Origin of the sequence: Halobellus ordinarius (genome assembly GCF_031823395.1) — an archaeon.
In the GTDB taxonomy this organism is placed as follows: Archaea; Halobacteriota; Halobacteria; order Halobacteriales; family Haloferacaceae; genus Haloquadratum; species Haloquadratum ordinarius.
The window spans coordinates 12,706-31,015 of record NZ_JAVQKJ010000003.1; the positions used below are offsets into that span (position 1 = coordinate 12,706).

General features: G+C 52.8%; 9 protein-coding genes. 7 read left to right on the plus strand and 2 right to left on the minus strand.

What is annotated here, in order from left to right:
- Window positions 1-478 precede the first annotated feature (478 nt).
- From RJT48_RS03540 to RJT48_RS03565, 6 genes are all read left to right on the plus strand, one after another.
- The gene (locus tag RJT48_RS03540) at window positions 479-1,426 is read left to right on the plus strand and encodes a P-loop NTPase family protein (protein ID WP_311170867.1); all 948 of its coding nucleotides are present in this window, start codon (window positions 479-481) and stop codon (window positions 1,424-1,426) included.
- 1 nt (window position 1,427) lies between these two features.
- A complete protein-coding gene (locus RJT48_RS03545) occupies window positions 1,428-1,721 on the plus strand; it encodes a DUF8156 family protein (protein WP_311170868.1) in 294 nt (97 codons plus the stop codon).
- 710 nt (window positions 1,722-2,431) lie between these two features.
- A complete protein-coding gene (locus RJT48_RS03550) occupies window positions 2,432-4,606 on the plus strand; it encodes a type B DNA-directed DNA polymerase (protein WP_311170869.1) in 2,175 nt (724 codons plus the stop codon).
- A gap of 165 nt (window positions 4,607-4,771) precedes the next feature.
- Window positions 4,772-5,326: a hypothetical protein gene (locus RJT48_RS03555; RefSeq protein WP_311170870.1), complete on the plus strand. Its 555-nt coding sequence runs from the start codon at window positions 4,772-4,774 to the stop codon at window positions 5,324-5,326.
- A 230-nt stretch (window positions 5,327-5,556) separates the two neighbouring features.
- Window positions 5,557-5,946, plus strand: a complete 390-nt coding sequence (locus tag RJT48_RS03560; RefSeq protein ID WP_311170871.1) for a hypothetical protein — start codon at window positions 5,557-5,559, stop codon at window positions 5,944-5,946.
- A 342-nt stretch (window positions 5,947-6,288) separates the two neighbouring features.
- Window positions 6,289-8,067: a GmrSD restriction endonuclease domain-containing protein gene (locus tag RJT48_RS03565; protein ID WP_311170872.1), complete on the plus strand. Its 1,779-nt coding sequence runs from the start codon at window positions 6,289-6,291 to the stop codon at window positions 8,065-8,067.
- A gap of 313 nt (window positions 8,068-8,380) precedes the next feature.
- On the opposite strand, the gene RJT48_RS03570 is transcribed toward RJT48_RS03565, so the two are convergent.
- A complete protein-coding gene (locus tag RJT48_RS03570; protein WP_311170873.1) occupies window positions 8,381-8,767 on the minus strand; it encodes an ArsR/SmtB family transcription factor in 387 nt (128 codons plus the stop codon).
- Between the two features lie 1,090 nt (window positions 8,768-9,857).
- Between RJT48_RS03570 and RJT48_RS03575 the strand changes: the two genes are divergently transcribed.
- Window positions 9,858-11,651, plus strand: coding sequence for a CARDB domain-containing protein (locus RJT48_RS03575; protein WP_311170874.1), 1,794 nt, complete (start codon window positions 9,858-9,860; stop codon window positions 11,649-11,651).
- Window positions 11,652-12,119: 468 nt separating this feature from the next.
- Here the strand turns inward: RJT48_RS03575 and RJT48_RS03580 are convergent, their stop codons facing one another.
- Window positions 12,120-18,230 (minus strand): sacsin N-terminal ATP-binding-like domain-containing protein, encoded by a 6,111-nt coding sequence (locus RJT48_RS03580; protein WP_311170875.1) that lies wholly within the window; start codon window positions 18,228-18,230, stop codon window positions 12,120-12,122.
- Window positions 18,231-18,310: the final 80 nt, after the last annotated feature.

Here is an 18,310-nt window from a genome sequence, read left to right on the forward strand (position 1 = left end):
GGTTCTTCGATCAAATTTGTATTTTCTGACAATTTTATTAGCTTTTTGAGAATTTTTCTACGTCAGCCGCGACACCATCTACTTCATTAGCATCTTCACCGATCACGATATTCCGCGCACAATCGAATTGAGAATAAAGTTAAGAAATGCTGTGCGCGTCGAGATATGTGCGACTCTTGATGGCCATACTAGTGACTGACTTTAGTTGGACCAGCCAATCAAAGAGTGTCCTAATAGAACCATTCTCTCAACAGGCCTACTGCCCCAAACATCCGGTACGTTTGTTTGGACCATTTGATGAAGCAGTACTCGCATCTGCAGTTCGATTTTCATAGATTGCAGATAATGAAACATTGATGGAAATTGTCTATATCGGCTGGAAGCCTCTGTGATAGCCGCCATTCGATAATCCGTCTGTTCTATGAAATCCGGAACCAACACGCCACGGCCTATGCCGTCCGGCAGCGACTCACCAGATATGCGAGACACGAATACGGGAGTGAGAGGTCAGTCGGACGATTCCCGAAAGGTCCAGCAAGTTCGGGCGGCCGATCGGAACCGTACACTAGCCAGTGAGAGAGACACCACAACCGACGACTTCCTCTTCCCTTCGTTAAATGAAGGTATCACGCTGCTTGATATTGAGGGAGATAGGGGCGTGCCTGTCGTCCAGTCATTGGTGCTTGATCACCTACTGCTGGAAGACGGCCCAGCGTTCTGGGTAGATGCGAACGGGTACGCGACGACCACGTTGCTGGCCCGACTCGCGCCAAGCAACCGGCTGTTAGACCGAATTCACGTCGCACGTGGTTTCACTGCCTACCAGCACTACGCCATCGTTAAGGACCTTTCTTCGACGGTGAATGAGTGCATTCGTGCAGCCGCAAAGACTGGTGAAGTCGGACAGAACTCAGCGGATCGGGATTGCCCGGCAGCCGATGGTCTGTCTCTGATCGTAGTACCTGCGGTTGATGCTCGATACCGTGGTGAGGACACGCTCCGCGGGGAGACGGCTTCGACGCTACTTGCTCGGGGGCTCGCACGACTCCGTGCGTACGCTGACGGGTACGACGTGCCCGTGTTGGTGACGCGAACGGAGTCTGATGGCTTTACTGCCCTTATCGAGCAAGCAGCCGATCACCATCTTACGTGCGAGCGTACCCGCTTCGGACCGCGGTTCTTCGGCGAGAACTTCGAGACGCTGGTCTATCCCGTCGACGATGGATCGTACTATCAGACTACCTTCGCCTATTGGCGGCACGTACTCGCCACTCGCGCTGAACAGGTCGGGATCGAACCTGCAGGGCAATCTGACCGGAATTCACCCGCGACCGTCGGCACGGGCGTGACAGCGGATAGGAACCACACGGCTTTCGAGGCGGCACCATTACGTGACGCGTGGTCGGGCGCTGGTGGGGGACTGTGAGATGGGGCGGACGAACCCAACCTACCGGGATGCGTTGCGGGCGATTGAAGAGCGGTGGGCGACGTTCCGTCGGGCGCTCCGAGGGCACGATCAGCCACGGTTCGACCGGCTCTTTGAGTACGCTCGGGAACACGCTGATGCGAGTGGTCTGCTGAATCATCAGCAACCACTACTGCCAGCACTGCTCAGTATTGATCTTGAACAGGAAGCGCGACTCGATGACTTCGAGGACCGACTCACAACACTCGAAGAGTCCCTTCAGGAGCCTGATCAGAGCGATACAAGTGAACGGTGATTAGTCTGCTCGGATTCCAGCGACCTGCCCCACGACCGTCCACAGGTATTTGCTGGGAAACAGAGTTTCCAGATCCTGCAGTATACTCTTGAGGCTTGCTGAGAAACAGGGCTAAGAGATGCCCCGAGACAGTCTACCGGAAGACTTCTTCGAGCGACTCTCCCCGAAGAAAGAAGCACTATTTCAGGTGCTATTGGACGCTGATGGTGAGTGGATTCGTGGCGTCGATATTCGACAGAAAATGAGAGACGAGTATGGATTATCTGTACCCCATGAACCCGGTGCCATAGCTATCCATCTGAGTCATTACACACAATGGTACACTGAGGAGTTCCGGAGAGATTTAATTCCGGGACGGTGGGTCGAAGATAGCCATAACCACGCAGAATTTCGAATAGGAGAGAAGTACGAAGACGAACTCCGAGACTGGTTCGGTATGTAAGATACCTCTCGCCCATTTCCGGCCCAACCCCGTCAAGCGCATCACTACTTGGACTGGGATATAGCGACCAAGCAATCGTCGCATCCTGTGTATTGAGCATAGTCTCCCGGAAGGATTTACGGAAACTGCAGAGAATATACTGAAACCACGAGCTACCCACCAATCTGACGGCGGACCGAGGCCTACCTCGTTACTTCGGAAGCGACACACAAGCGGATATTCCGCTGTGCCGTGAGGATTGAGGCAAAATGGTGGTGCCTGAGGCATAATGCCGTTCACGATCGATTTTCTCGACGATGGGCGGGTACTTGAGTGGGAATCCACGCCTGACGGAAGTACCGTCACTGAACGCGATGAGTACGCACCGCGGTTCTACGTGGCCGCACGGGAGCCAGATATTGACCCTGAGTTCACCACGCTCCGTACTGTCTACGACCGGCACCCGGACATCATCGAAACTGAACTCAGCCAGCGACGACCTACATTCCGCAGAGATCCCGAGCCGGTTCTCGCCGTTACGGCCACCCATGTTGATCGAATCCAGGCGCTTGCGCATCAAACACGAGAAGTGTCCGACGCACCTATCGGGGACCTCGCGTGTTTCAACGTTGACTTCTCGCGTGAATTCCGCTACTGCTTAGAAACAGGAACAGATCCGACGCCAGCTGTGGAGTTAGCGACACTCCACCTCTCCGTGCCGCTACCAGAGTCTGGTAACGACGAGTACTCCGAAGTGAGCATCGACGGGGAGACGGTTAGTGGATCACCGACAGAGATGCTCTCCGCGGTCCAGGCTGCACTCGACAGCACTGACCCAGACGTGCTCGTGTGCTCGACGAGTCAACTCATCCCGACGCTGTATGAGATGGCGGACCGCACAGGCTTTGATGCATTCTCGCTGAGCCGTTGGCCGGATATTGAGTACCAGCGACTCGCAATCCAGTCGACGTATTCGAGTTACGGGCGCGTTGATCACTCACCAGCCCGGTTCAACGTTCCCGGACGCGTGATCATCGATGAGTCGAACACGTTCTTCTACGGCGAAACGAACCTTGACGGCGTCATCGATCTCGTCTCGCGGTCGCACAAACCGCTGCAGGAAGCTGCGTGGGCCTCAATCGGGAATATCCTCACCGCGATTCAGGTACGTGAAGCACACGCCCGAGACGTGCTGGTTCCGTGGCGTTCCTGGCGGCACGAACGGTTCAAATCGATGCGGACGCTGCACGATGCTGACCGTGGCGGATTCATTTTCGCGCCTGAGGTTGGCGTCCACGAGAACGTCCACGAACTCGACTTCTCCAGCCTGTACCCGAATATCATCTGTACCCGGAACGTCTCTCCTGATGTTATCCGCTGTGACTGCCACGCGGATAGAGAAGACGTGCCCGAGCTCGGCTACTCGATTTGTGATGACCGCGGGTACCTCGTTGATGTTCTGCAACCACTGGTCGACGCACGGGACGAGATTAAGGCGGCTATCCGCGCTGAAACCGAGCGAGCGAATCCTGACAGTGACCGCGTTGCAGCGCTTGAAGGCCGATCAGCCGCGTTGAAGTGGATTCTCGTCGCGTGCTTCGGCTATCAGGGGTTCAATAACGCGAAGTTCGGCCGGATCGAGTGTCACGAAGCCATCAACGCGTTCGCCCGAGACATTCTCCTCACAGCGAAGGAGCACCTCGAAGCTGGCGGATGGCGAGTCGTCCACGGCATCGTCGATTCCATCTGGGTCACGCCCGATCCTACTGTCGCTGCTGCAGACCGCGAGTCCATCACTGAGCTCGCCGACAGAATCACTGAAGCAGTCGAGATTAAACTTGAACACGAATCCCACTACGACTGGGTCGCATTCGTCCCGCAACGTGACAGCAACGCTGGGGCGCTCACGAAGTACTTCGGGAAGGTCGCAGATGAAGACGAATTCAAGATCAGAGGTATCGAGGCCCGGCAGCGCTCCACCCCACCCTTCATCGCTAACGTGCAGCGCGACTGTATCGAACAGTTCGATGCAACTCGATCGCCGGAAGCCGTACTCAGGATCCTTTCCGACGCCATAGAAGAACTCCACGAGGGGACTGTAGCAGTTGATCAACTCGTGGAGAAGAATCGTGTCTCCAAACCAATCGAGGGCTATACGCAACGCACACAGAACCTTGCGGCCCTCAAGCGAGCGCGAGACCAGGGCCTCGACATTCATCCTGGTCAAGACGTGGAATACGTCGTCATCGATGACGCGAAACCATCCCGTGATCGCGTTGCTCTCGCCCACGAGGACATTCCAACGTACGATGCAGACTACTACCAGACACAACTCATCAGAGCCGCAGAGAGCGTCCTCTCGCCACTTGGATGGGATCGGGAAGACATACGTCGGCACTTCGCTGAAAGCCGTGAGACGGAGTTGTCGCAGTTCCTCACGCAATCTGCAGAGAAGTCCGAGTGAAACCTAGAGCCAACGGTAACTCACACAGACCAGCGAGTCCGGATCACCCGTGGAATCAGGATTCATTTCGAGGATCAAGTCGAATCACTCGGCAGAGGTGACCGACAGTTGCGTATCTTGGGATGTATATTTCAGTAAAGAGGTTCGACGTATACTCCAAATAGTATGTCGGCCTTCTTGATCCAAGTCAGCGGCCATGCTATTGAGGAGAAGGCACAACCGGAGTACATAGCAGGTGCACAAGGTCCTCGTTTCTGTGACGAACCGCTCAAACACGGCGAATACTTCAATGCCAGCCCATACTGGAAGCGGGACGGATTCGGCCGTCGGGAAGCGTGGGTATCCGTCGAGCCAGGTGATCAAATCCTGCTCTACTGTACGAGTAGCGTGGATGAACACGGTGCGTGCCTCAGCCACATCTTGACCGTTGAGGATGTCTCTCTCGACGACACGGACGGGGCCCGGCTCACCTTTTCAGCGGTTAAGGAAATAATCCCGAAGGTTTCCTACGGAGACATACAGTCCGAAATCGAGGCTGGACGACTTTCTGAGAAGATGCAGTACTGTGGTCAAGAGGGGTTCAACATCACCCAAATCGACGATGCCGATATTGAGCGAATACGTGAACTCGCCCGTAAGATCGGATCAGGTGAGACCAGACCACAGTCTCACCCAGATGACTCCTTATCGAGTATTGCTGACGATTACTTTGGGGAGTAGCCTGATCACAACTTTGCGACTCACAGTAACAGATCGAAGTTCAAGCGAGGCCCTTGCCCTGGTGCAACAGCTACCTGAAAGCTGATATGAGAGAGTTTGCGGTGATGAATATAGAGGGTGTAGTCATCACGGGACCTGCGTTATTTTCTCCATGTGAATCCTGAACCAACCAATAGAATTCGCTTGCGTATGTAGCAAAGCGATTTGTCTGAGAAGACTCGTGTAGACGTATGGACAAGCGCCCACAAACTGTCGTCGGTCACGGTATTGAGTTCGTTGCGCGCACCGAATACCGTCGGCTGATCGTTGTTATCGGCATTCCGGTTGTATTCCTAGCACTGTTAGTGGCGGGTAACAACCTCGGAGTCGCTGGGCTTCTCTTCGTCGTCGGACTAGTCGCGTTTCTCTACACCCGACCGACGGTCCAGCAGACGATTGCAGCCAGTGCCTATGCGACTGGCGTGTTAATGATCGGTCTCTTTCTGCTTGAATTGTATTATAACGGAGCGCGAGGCAGCACAGAGCCACTGGTAGGCACAGCAACACGAGTTCTCTGGTTGGCAGTGACAGGGACTGTGTTGACCGGGCTCGGACTCTGGATTCGCCAAGCTGAGTTCTGACACAACCATTACAAAGAGCCCCTGTACTGACCGATCCCTCTCTCCCGTAGATCGGCCTCGATTTGTACCACATTCGCGCTGTGTATTCATCACGACCCTTTGTGGCAAGCCCCAGGTAAGTCATTCTGCTTCATTGTTTTCGGTAAGAGCCCGAGCGAATAACTCCGACGCCAGACCAGGCCGATTCGTAAACTCCCACGTATAGATACTAATACGTGCCAGTTGACGAACCTCGTCATCGTCGGTACCGTCATCGACTCTGTAAGAGTCACGACAAGATATAACGGTAATTCGAGTGTTGGGGAAGATATGGTTAAATCGGAGAATCCTGGGACGAAAAACGTGAGTGAGTTGATGAAGGATGTTGATTCTGGAGACTACGTTATCCCCTACTTTCAGCGGGGATTCGAGTGGGAGCCCTCAATGGCGTCAGAGCTCTTTCAGTCGATACTCCAGGATTATTACACGGGCTTGCTTCTGTTCTGGGACCTAGACGAAACCAAAGCAGAACAAGAGGAATGGGATCCTGTATGGGGCGCTTCTATTGAGGGTATTCCTCAACAGGCCGTGCTCGATGGGCAACAGCGATTGTCGTCACTCTACTACGCGATTTATAATCCGGAGAAGAAGTTCCCCAGCCGGAAGTCCTACTACGTATTCTATCTTGACTTGGTGAAAGCGCTGAATGAGGAGTACGACGAAGCGATTCCCTACAAGTACTTCAGACATCACCGTGACTGGAACGATCTAAAGGATCGAGACGAGTGGATTGAGGAAGGAAGAGTTCCGCTCTGTGTTTTGTCAGCCGATGATCCGGAGAATCCGGACAATAGCTATATTAACTCCAGAGAGTTCAACCAGTGGTCCAAGCGCTTCATCGAAGCGCACTCAGACGTTCTGCCAGAGGACGTGATCGAGTTCAAAGTGCGGGATATGTTCCAGCGAATTCTCAACTACAACTTCGTCCATTACCCACTGAGCTCTGAACGAGACATCAGGGACATCTGCAACATTTTCGCTAAGGTGAATGCGAGCGGGATGACGCTGTCCACCTTTGACCTGATGAATGCGTTCCTATACCCGTATGGAGTGGAGTTACGGAAAGATCTCTGGGAACGCGAAGTGCCAGAGGCACTGAAATCGATGGACTCCAGTATGAACATCAATATCCTGAAGATCATTTCGCTCCGGAAACAGAACTATTGCTCTTCGAAGTATCTCTACAACCTGATCCCTGGCGAAGAAACAGTACGCGAGGAACCAGATGGGACTCGGTATGAGGAAGTCCTGGTAGAATCCGGGGACGCGTTCGAAGAGCTGTGGAACACGGCTGTCGACTATGCCGAAGAGGCCCGCTCAATCATTATGAACACGGGCGGCCGTGATTTCGGAGCTATTCGAGAAGAGTACATCCCATACGGGACGATGCTTCCGGTTATTGCGGCTGTTCTGTGGGAGTATGACGGCTCTGTCGCTGACCCCGAGTTCCGAACGATGCTGAAGCGGTGGTACTGGGCTGCTGTCTTCTCGAAAGACTACGGTGGCTCCTCAGACACGGTAATGGGCAGCGATTTTCGAGATTGGAAAGAATGGATTTCCCAAGGGAAGACGATGGAACAGATCGCAAAGGTTGATGCTGAATTCATCGAGGAACTCGATTTGAAAAGTACTGACAAAGGCTCAGGGCGGTATAATGGCGTGATCTGTTTGCTCGCATTGAACGGGCCGAGGGACTTCTATCGTGGAAACATCTTGGGGACCGGTGATTTCACTGACCACCGCATCAACGATCATCACATCTTCCCGAAGAAGGTACAGGGGATTGATCAAGAGAAAGCGCAATCCTTTGATCTCTATCGGGATTCGATAGTGAATCGAACGTTGATTCTGGACGAGACGAATAATAAAATCAAGCGCAAGAAGCCCTCTGACTACGTTGAGGAGATGATCAAGAGCCACGGGAGTGAAGAAAAAGTAAAGAGCCTACTGAAGGAGCACTTCATCTCTGAATCTGCGTATGAATATTTGCTCGACGATGACTTTGACAACTTCGTCATCGAACGCGAAAAGGAGATCAAGCGGCACGTGATAGAGAATATCGGTATCGAGGAAGACGCATAATCGTCAGAGCTGATCCTGAATAACGCTGAACAAGTACTCTTCCGACAAACCGCCGTCGTTTTTTCTGGCCGATCTGCGTGATTCAATCGTCTACCGATTTGGAATCATCCGGCCGCTTCAGGTGGTGTTCTCCCTTAATTTCACCGTGACCATCGGTAGCTACTGGTGAGTATCCGGACTGGCCGTGTGGGCTCGACTCGTCCTCGTCCGGGTTCGTAAACTCCCACGTATAGATACTATTACGTGCCAGTTAACGAAGATTCGCCTCGCCGTCAAACTCTAGCAGTCTCGACAGGGACAGCGGAAACAGTCACTACGGTCCAGAGCCAGTGATATTCTGGACATCAGACGTGATTTCCTGCTGGCCGATATGTGTGATCCGGTAGAAGGTTTGCCGGCCATCTGTATCCTCTGGAGCTCCAACACGGGTAATCAGACCAGCATCAACGAGTTCTCCGAGGTGGTGGGTGAGATCAAATCCAGGGTCGTCGATGATCTCAGCGAGTTCCTTTCGGGCGACTTCCTCACGATCCCACAGGTAATACAGGATCGCGTACCGTCGCCCATCACCCAGTGCTGCTTTCCGTGTGACGTGATCCGTGAGCGTTCCCATACTCCCGCTAAACAACTGGTCATCCACGTACTGCTCTAAATCACCCTCATCAGGATCAGGCGTCGTGGCGGCGGGCTCCGAGGACATCGTTGCTTGAGCATACAGCGTGGATCCAAATGAATCCGCCGACTAGAAAGAAAATATTCTTTATTTTTAATTGATACTATGCCTCGGCGCAGGGATGAGTACGTTTTGCTGAAACAGGGGTTCCGAAGTTGAATCGAGCAGGAACGAAGCCATCCCTGACAGAACGGATTCGAACCAGCTCCCATCGCTTCAATAGAAGGTCACATATGATGGATAGATTACGTCAGCATCGATCTATTCAGATGGCTTTGGTGAACTCCTATTCTTCAGATACATTCTCATCAGCAACAGCTGGTCGGTGAAAAGTGCGTTTGACTACCGAGAGTCCGACCAGCTCAAGGGGTAGTCCGATAGCCGTACGAATTACAAGACGTGTCTGATATGGTTGAGTCCCGATGTCCGGAGAGCCTATTACTGAGTATCGACAATTTTGAACAACCCACTTATGGAAGGAAATCCACGATTTCGTGAAGTACAGCGGTTTCGTCATCCGTGGATATGGGGACTTCTTGGGGGTATCGCGGTTCTTATGCTTGTATTAGGCCCTATTTTGTGGGGTGGACTCGCCATCGTCGTTGGGGTCGCTGGACTAATCTACAGTCTTCGTCTCCACACTGAAGTTAGAACCGACGGCATCTATTTCAAAATGTGGCCTATTCATCGGTCCTTCCGTCACATTTCGTGGTCAGAGATTGAACGTTACGAGTCCAAACAGTACAGCCCCCTTCGTGAGTTCGGGGGTTGGGGAATCCGTTGGGTACCCGGGAAGATCGCATATAATGTCAGTGGCAGTCAGGGGGTCTGGATCGAACGGAAGAACGGGCGTTCAATTCTCATTGGGTCACAACACGCCGAGGAGTTCGTCAAGGCTATTGGTGAAGCAGTTCAGTAGCTTTCTCTCGGATTTTCGCCTTGATTATCCACAAGCGAGGCGGGGTTATATGACGTTTGTATCCTCTGTATGGACCGCGACCGGGTCAGAATATATCACTTTTTGAGGAATCCAACAGAGGCATTCAGATGGATTTGGTGGAGTGTACTACGGGATTTACTAATCATTTAGTGACTGACCTATGCACTCGTTGTTACGATGGAAGATACCGCTTCGTCGTGGGATCGACGACAAGTTCTAACGCTGGCTGGAATCTCAGCGGTTGGCACGCTCGCACTAGGCCAGACAGGAGCCGTAGCTCAAGAGGACGCTAACGTATCGGTACGATTCAACGATCAAGAATCAGACGGCTCATCCGTGGTTGTAGAATCGCTCTATACTGAAGTCGAAGCAGAAATCATTATTTTTCACTCAGAGGGGGATCGACAGCGGTACAAAGTCCTCAACGTTGAGGCCGGGACTGAATTCTCTAATCGCACGATCGAACTTGACGAACCAATCCCGGAAACGCAACTGATTAGCATCTCAATTCAACCGCCAGAGGGTGGGTATTCCTACGGCGGTGCCCGCGCGACCGTGGCAGTTGACGAACCGCTAAATGAACCAGATGCAAACGGAGCAGAAGCAACAGTTGAACTCGTCGAAGCAGATCCTGACGCCGGGTTCAACTGGCCGTATTTACTGTACACCCCAAGCACGTCCAACTCCACTACCGAATCAAATGACACTGGTACACGACCACTAATCGTTGGGAACAGCCCGTGGAGAGGGGTTCCGTCTGAAACAGAAAGGCGACTCGAATCAGGGCATGGGCATATCGAGAATGGGAGACTAAACGAAATTGCAACTGAAGTAAACTCTCCTGCGTTGGTTGCACTCATCCCGAGCAGAAGTGAAGACGGGTCGTATGAGAATCTGAGTCTATCTGGATCAGACCCGCCTCGTCTTGATCTGCAGGTACTTGCAATGGTCGAGGATGCCAGAACACGGCTTTCAGATCAGCCATACGACGTTCCAGAGAAATTCCACGCCGAGGGGTTCTCGTCTAATGGCCGATTCTACGATAAATTCACAGCTCTTCACCCAGAACGAATCAACGCCTTCTCAGCCGGTGGGAACGGCATCGCTGTGCTTCCTCTCGAAGAACTCAGTGAGGACATTCCAACCGCGGGGGATCCAAGCACAACAACACTCCCTTGGTCTGTCGGGGTCGGTGATCTCCCGGATCTAATCGGAACCGAATTCAACAGGGACGCGTGGCTTGAAACCAACCAGTTCTGGTATATTGGGGCTGAAGATCAAGATCCGGAGAATCCAGAAGAATACGTCCACAAGCTGTACAGAGGCTCAGGTGAGGTTGACACCTTGATTTCCGAGGTTTTTGGCTCACTACAGGTGGATGACCGTTTCAGAACTAGCCAAGCGATCTTCGAACAGCTTGGGGTCTCTGCCGAGTTTACTGCATATGAGGGTGCAGGTCACGAGCTTACGGACGCAATGATCGAGGACGTGGTCGATTTCCACCGACGGCAAAAGCACGAGGAATTCGGCCCGCAGTTCTCTCGTACGATAGAGTGGCCCAGCGGAACCTTCACTGTAGAAGAGACTCTCACAATAAGCGTTTCTTACGAGAACCTCGGAGCTACCGAGGCAACTGCGTCCCCCACCTTGGTAGTTGACGGCGAAACCGTCGACACGGCCGAAGTGACCATTGCACCCGGCGAGGTCGACCGTACTGAATTCGAGTACTCATTCACATCTCCCGGTGAATATACGGTGAGTGTGGATGGAGTCGAGTCAGAGCCATTCGAGGTGACCGCAGCAGACGACAACACGGATGCGTCAGAAGACCAGGGATCAACTGATGATTCGAGTACACAAGCCGAACCAACTACCGTAGACCAACCTGGATTCGGCATAGTGCAAGCGCTCACGGCACTAGGCGGGATCGGTTATCTGCTCAAGCGATGGGGAGTCGATAACAATAATTGAGTTTGTCGCTCTCATACTGAAGATGAGACTATGATCCTTCGTCGGTCTCCTCTACGTGAAATCCGCTTTATCTTTGCAAAAATCCTGTAGCAGACATACGAGTATTGGAACGGATAGTAATGAAAACTCGTCCGCTCAGGGTGGATAGGGTCAGCAAATAGAATCCAAACTGGCCGTCACGCTACTGATGCCAGCGATTAAGCCACTTCCAAGCTGGGATCAACCAGCCTTGTCGTGTGATGCTATCTCTGATCTCACCGTGACCATCCCCAGCTGCTGGTGAATACCCAGACTGACCGCCGGGCGTCGGCTCGCCTTCGTCACGGTTCGTAAACTCCCACGTATAGATACCATTACGTGCCAGTTGACGAAGATCCTCGTCGTCACTGGGAGAGTGGCTTGATGAGGCTTCCTAATTCCGCAGACGCGACAGATTAGCTTTCAGCAAAATATCAACTTCGAGTGCGTTCACTTTTCGTCGAGTGTGGGCCGTAGATACCCGCTGCGCACCTGCATATCAAATGGCTCTCCAACGAGGGTTCTGAGTTCGTCAACACTCGTGATCTGATACGTTGCAACGTCTTTAGACGCTGCGATTGTTGGGTCGTCCGATGGGACGTAGACAATACGTAGTATGTAGGGGTGATCTGACTGACTGACGTGGAGCTTACACTGCTGATACTCGTTCGTCGATAGACGGATGTTGAATGGTGGATTAGTGGTTGCGACGGATTTGATCTCAACCGGGCGTGGTGAAAACGAGGTCCCGTCTCGTGTTACTGGGTCAATGATGTCGAATCCTGGGCCTTGTTCACCCGACACGTCAAGCAATGAAACGGATGCGAGATCGGCAAGAGAGCCACTAGTTGGAATCGTTGACTGCCAATTGATGAACTCGTTCAAGAGCTGCTCTGAGTCCTGGTTGAGGAGTGGGAGAAGATCGCGGTTCCAACGACCTTCAGTATGCCATTTATAGTCGATAGCATCGTCTCCGTCTTTGGTCTGCGTTAGATACAGATCCTTGAATTGGTCAATGAGTATGTCTTCGTGTTCTGCGTCCGCTTCTAACCACGCGGCGGTTCGCGTTAGGATTTCGAGTGTGACAGCGACCTCAGCAAGTTCGCCTCTGCCAGTGAAGGATTGCGGTTGCCCGCCAGTACCACCAGTTGCTGTTGTTGAATCAGAGCTATCAGGAGCGACGCTAGCAGACACTGACTCATCATCAATAATCTCTAATGAAGAGATCTCATTTTCGCGGAGATAGTTTGTCGCAGAAGCGAAGGCTCGTTCTTTGTGATCAGGGGACGACTCCGTTGGCGATGGTAGTGGTTCGCCGTCAATGATGTATGCGCGGACAGCTGCCGCTGTGTGATCCGGGAGTTCATTTGTGAGCTGTGAGTGAAGGCGGTCGGCTAATGCAGTAGCGCGATCATCTTTGCAGAGGTCCAGCCAGTACGTCCCGAAATCCTCGGCGGAAGCGTATTCCGGTAGCTCCTCGTGCCACGCTAGCGTCGTCTCCTTCTCTTCTACTGCATTATGCCAATCAACTGGCGATTGGACGAACTCCGAGTCCGTCTCAACCCAGACAGCGTCGATTTGAGATAGCCGACGACACTGACTGGCGATCTCTGAGGGGACAAAATCACCTGGTAGTTCACGTGAATGAACGGCAAACCATTCGATAAGTGCCTGTTTGCGATCTCCATAGGAGAGTACCGTGATGTGTTCACGGATCGTTGAAACTCCTTCAGATCCAGGATTGAAAAGTAGTGCAATTATTTCCCGGATTGGTCGGTCAACACTGCGGCAGCGGTTAAGATATGTTTGAAGCTCATCAGGGAGTCCCGAAACCTCACCACTACTCCGGACATCATTACCAAGCCGTTCGAAGAGATCAGTCTCTTCGTTTGAGCGCTCCTGTAACTGCTTTGCAGCCCCCTCAACTGGGGGGCGTTCGTGGCCAAGCCAATCAAGCAAATCAGCAGCTAGTTCGAGGCGGTTTCGAAGGTTGGTTCGCCGACGTTCTTCAAGGAACTGTTCGGCATCCTCAACGGGGAATGTTCCTTCAAGTCGACGACGCGCCTGAGTATACTCATCCGCTTCTAACACGTGCTGGATTGTTCCAAGGTGCCCGAACTGCTTCGTGAGAAGTGCGATCGCCTGAGTAAGGTCTCCGATAGTCGGGCTATCTACCTCGGAAGCAACGACAGCAATCCCTCGCGCCTGTTCACCGTTGGACTCCACTCTATCTGGGAGAAGGTACGTGACTGATTTTGGATCAGAAAGATCCGCTCGAATATCGGCAGGTAACCGCTCTATGACCGCTATGTTGTCAATTCCGGTTCGCAGCGTTTCCGTCGCTGACTCAAGACGGTTATGACTACGTGCTGAGATAGTCGCCAAAAGGAGTGGTAGACGCGACTGGAGCGTATCAGTCCACCTCTGTAGTTTTGAACGACCGATAAATCCGGTTGTAGGGCGCTTTCGGGCATTGAACTCCTCAGCAGACAGTTGCGGCTCCGTGGCCGAGATTGATGGAATGTCAAGCGCTTTATCAGCGAATTCAGCAAACCCTGCTTGTTGTACAGGATGCTCAAAACGGTACCCTGGCTGGCCTTCATAGGCTATCGAGAGCGCTGTTTTCACCCACCGGGTAGGATTTTCACGCGGATACCGCCAGACGGCAGATCCGCCGTGGTCACGAACCCATTCAATAGACGCCGTATACCACTCACCCTCTCGTTTCAGCGGAATATGCGTGAGTGTGGATAATAGCTCATCTAATTTCGCATCAACCGCGTTAGCGTCATCTGGTGTATCCCATGCATCAAGGATGGGTCGAAGTAGCTGTGAGTACGCTCGCTTCCAATTTTCTACCTGTGAAGACGGAATTGAGAGCGGTACTGGTTCGTCAATTTCGTCGAACTCATCTGTACTAACATCGGCCAATACCGCTTGTACCTGCTGAAGTCGATGTTCTGCGCCCGTAACGTCAATTTCACCAAGCGGAACAACACCAAATTCAGCGAGGAGCGACTCATTAAGCAACACATCCTCACCGTCAGGGTCTATATGTGGGAACAGTCGCCACCCCGATCTCCCACCGCCTTCGGTCTGGATGACAGCGTAACTAAGCTGAGATTGCTCTGACTCCCACGCTTGCTGCTCTTCAAGCGAATCCGTTACCTTCACGATAGAGTCCCAGATCGGCAGTTGCCGTAACTGTAGATTTGCGACCGTCGGGACGGTTGCGTCCCTCATCGAACACCCATTATACCGACGGCAGTGCCACTTCGTTGTGAGCAGATTCTGACGATACTCGTTACTATACCTCTCAAGAAGCGCCCGAGTCCGTTCTGGATTCGATTCCAGTGTTGAAAGCTGGGCAGGGTCGAACCATGTCCACCCGATAAGATACGATTGCTGATGCGATGAGTCTGCGGTTGTCGGGGCCTTTTCACAGCCGAGATGATTGATCGTTGCTCTGGGATGGTGATTATAGCTCGTAATGTACTGTGTGTAATTGGTTGTCTCAACTGCTAACCGGAGACTTTCTCTGTGATTTACTGCCCACGTCGGAAGACCTTCATCGATCCATTCTGATGGATGCCAGTGAGGGATTCCTTCGTTAACTGGCGGATGTGTTTCCCCGTGGAACGGCAGGTATCGAATACCGGGGAGACTACTGACGCCGAGCAGGGAGATTGCACGAGCAAGTCCACGGCGAGTGTCAGTCTCAGTCAGGTCTTCAGGGAATCCCGTCCAAGCATCAGCATCTTGCGTTAGATCGGGTAGTGAAGACGCGTCAAAGTCGCCGGTGGACTGCCATTCTGGTTCCTCTAGTGTGTTCGAGTCGCCCCCGGCCCCTGAATCAGTTGTAGCGGCCTGAAGCGCTTTGTGCCGGAGCTGCTGCCAGGAATCGGAGAGTGAAAAATCAGATAGCTTTGTGTCGGGGAAGGTAGGTCCGCGTATCGCGGATCGACGGACCCCGAGTCGGAGTCGAAGCAGTGAGCGACGATCGGTCTTGGATAAGGCATTAACGAAGTGCGAGCGACTCCCGACGGCTAATTCGGTTTGACCCAGTGTTGTGGAGTCAACCTCTAGGTTTGAGACAAGCGTGGCGAGAGCAGCCACGCTCCCGAGATCCAGGTCACGTGTCGGTGGTTTGAATGTCTGTAGGAGTGCCTCGAACAGATTCGGAAGGTCATTATATTCACGAACACCCCATGTACGGGTCTTACCAGCATCGCTCAGCACTTCTGTCGCCCCGCGTTGCGACTCTTGATCAAAAAAGAACACATCGAATTGCCCGTGTTCTGGGGGGTACGAAAACGGTAATGACTCGCGGTCTAATCCCCAGAGAACGGTTCGTGTTGATTGGGTTCCCCGCTCAATTTGACCGCTGGGACTCGGTTCAATTGGGACAAGTTCAACTGTTTCATCGCTGTCCGCCCGTTCACAGGGGAGTAAATATACTCCTGGAAGCGTGTCCGCCAACCAGTCTTTTTTCAACACGTTTGCAATCGACGTATCCAGTTCAGTAGCAGCCTTGTCAACGAGTTCGACCATCCCGCCGAAGAGGTCCTTCCCACGGCGATGGTGGACAACTTTAGTTGGGGCACCTGTACTCGACGGTGAAGATTCGTTGACGGTGAGGTTGGAGTCCAGCCATTGTGCCCAATCTTTCAGCGTTGCTGTTGCTCGCTCTGCCCCAACGAAAGCTTTCCATCGCTGACGCCGGCGCTCTGAGTCACCTCGTTTTGACTGCAGCGTCAACGCAGCACGGAGTGTCTCTAATGTCGGAACCGGATCTGTCCCGGCCGTTATAGCTGCCGTCCCAGAGGTATCTGCAATCTCAGCAGCTGCCGCGAACGATTTGAAAACGGGTTTCGACGGGTATAGTGTGATACTATCGACAGTTGTCGGCCCGTTTACTGTTGGAACTGCAGCAGTGTCGCGCAGATGTTCGAGGATTTGTCGCCGGAAGTAAGATATGAGATCAGCCGTATCCTTGGGGGATTCGGGCACATATTCCATATCTGATTCCGTATCAGGAAGCAACAGCCACGGATACCGATTCCAGTGGTCTGCTGTCTCAGGATCACACGCAAGCATAGCTGTTCCGCCCGCAACCCGCCCGAAGAGTTCTGCTCCGTGCTTGAGGACTCGCTTGTTGTGATCAGCACTACTCCTGCTCAGATCTTTCCGCTCTGTCGTCACTCGGAACCGACCGTGGAAACAGACCGGGAGTGCATCGTCTGTTGCTGAAATCGGATAATAGAGATGTAACGGGTAGCTTGCTCGCGCGATTCCATCTGCATCCGTACGTGGACGCTCAATAACGAGTCGTGGTCGCGTCGTTCCGGTCCCGTCCCACTCTCCCGCGTAACTGTCGTACGTTACCGTCTGATTCCCACTATCAGTAGATATTTTCACATCGAACTTTCGATGCTTCACCCCGTCGTCTGGGATTGTCCGTTGAGGCGTCGTCTCAGTGACATCCCAGTGCTCGGTTTCATTCGCCGATTCTTGAGGAATTCGCTCAAGATACAAGTCGTCTATCTTTCCAAGGTTGATGAGCGTCTCCGGATCAAACCCTTCTGCCCGATCGCCATAATACGATAACTTCTCCCAAAGTTCATCCGCTCTTGCAGCCGGGTCGTCCGGCGATTCAATTGGCGTTGGGATGTCAAACGCAGATAATAGCGTCCGCCACATATCGTCCCTGTACTCGATAAAAACGGCCGTTCGGAATGGGTCCGAAGGCGGTTCTGCGAACTGTGAAAGGGTTTCCTGCGGTGCCGTCAACAGCTTATTCGCTCGGTCCGCGAGCGTTGAATTCGATGGGCCAGGTGATGACGGGTCAAGCGGCCACGGAAACCAGAATAGAGGTGCTTTGCCGAGATCGTCTTTCAGGGGAATCGGGTCATTGACGAACTGTTGATCTGGGTTAAAGAGGCCGTTCGCAGCGGCTTTAGCGTACGGCCCTATCAGTCCATCACTAAGATTCAGTTCGGTCGGAAGTTGATGACCGAACCGTGCTGCGACAGCTGCAGTGATGTAAGCTCGACTATACCTGACGCGTAGGGTTTCTGAGTCTCCAGGTCGCCTTGACCAGACCTCAAAATCATCCCCGACGGCAACGGTAGATTTGAGTCCAACTCCGATGTGACCGACAGAATCAGAATCCATATCGACACCAGCCGTGTCATCATCTTCCAAATCCGTTTTATTCGACTCACCAATCATTTTGACCGCCCGTTCCGTATCTTCATCGAGTAAATCGAATGGCTTGCCAGTGTTCGCTACCAGGATTCCTTCGTCAAGAATTCCGACATAGACCTGGCCCGGACCAGACGGCTGGATCGCATCCCGAGCATTTTGAATTAACTCGATTAGTTCCCGTCCCTCATGGCTTCGAGCGATCTTCTCCTCGCTGTTTCCATGACTAGTTAACTCGGCATCATACGCATCTCGAAGACTTTGATCCCCTTTAGCTGCTTCTGCAAGACCTTCAAGCCGAGAATTGACGCGCTGTGTGAGCCAAGTCCTGTAACGCGTCGAGCGAATAATTGACACCCGACCCTCTACGAAAGTGTCCGTGAAATATATTTTGTCGCTCTCTTACTGAAGCCAGCGACTGACGTGCTATCTAACCA

Coding starts and splice junctions, on each gene's coding strand:
- RJT48_RS03550 (WP_311170869.1), top strand. CDS start 2,432: ATGCCGTTCACGATCGATTTTCTCGACGATGGGCGGGTACTTGAGTGG.
- RJT48_RS03575 (WP_311170874.1), top strand. CDS start 9,858: ATGGAAGATACCGCTTCGTCGTGGGATCGACGACAAGTTCTAACGCTG.
- RJT48_RS03560 (WP_311170871.1), top strand. CDS start 5,557: ATGGACAAGCGCCCACAAACTGTCGTCGGTCACGGTATTGAGTTCGTT.
- RJT48_RS03540 (WP_311170867.1), top strand. CDS start 479: ATGCGAGACACGAATACGGGAGTGAGAGGTCAGTCGGACGATTCCCGA.
- RJT48_RS03555 (WP_311170870.1), top strand. CDS start 4,772: ATGTCGGCCTTCTTGATCCAAGTCAGCGGCCATGCTATTGAGGAGAAG.
- RJT48_RS03545 (WP_311170868.1), top strand. CDS start 1,428: ATGGGGCGGACGAACCCAACCTACCGGGATGCGTTGCGGGCGATTGAA.
- RJT48_RS03570 (WP_311170873.1), bottom strand. CDS start 8,767: ATGTCCTCGGAGCCCGCCGCCACGACGCCTGATCCTGATGAGGGTGAT.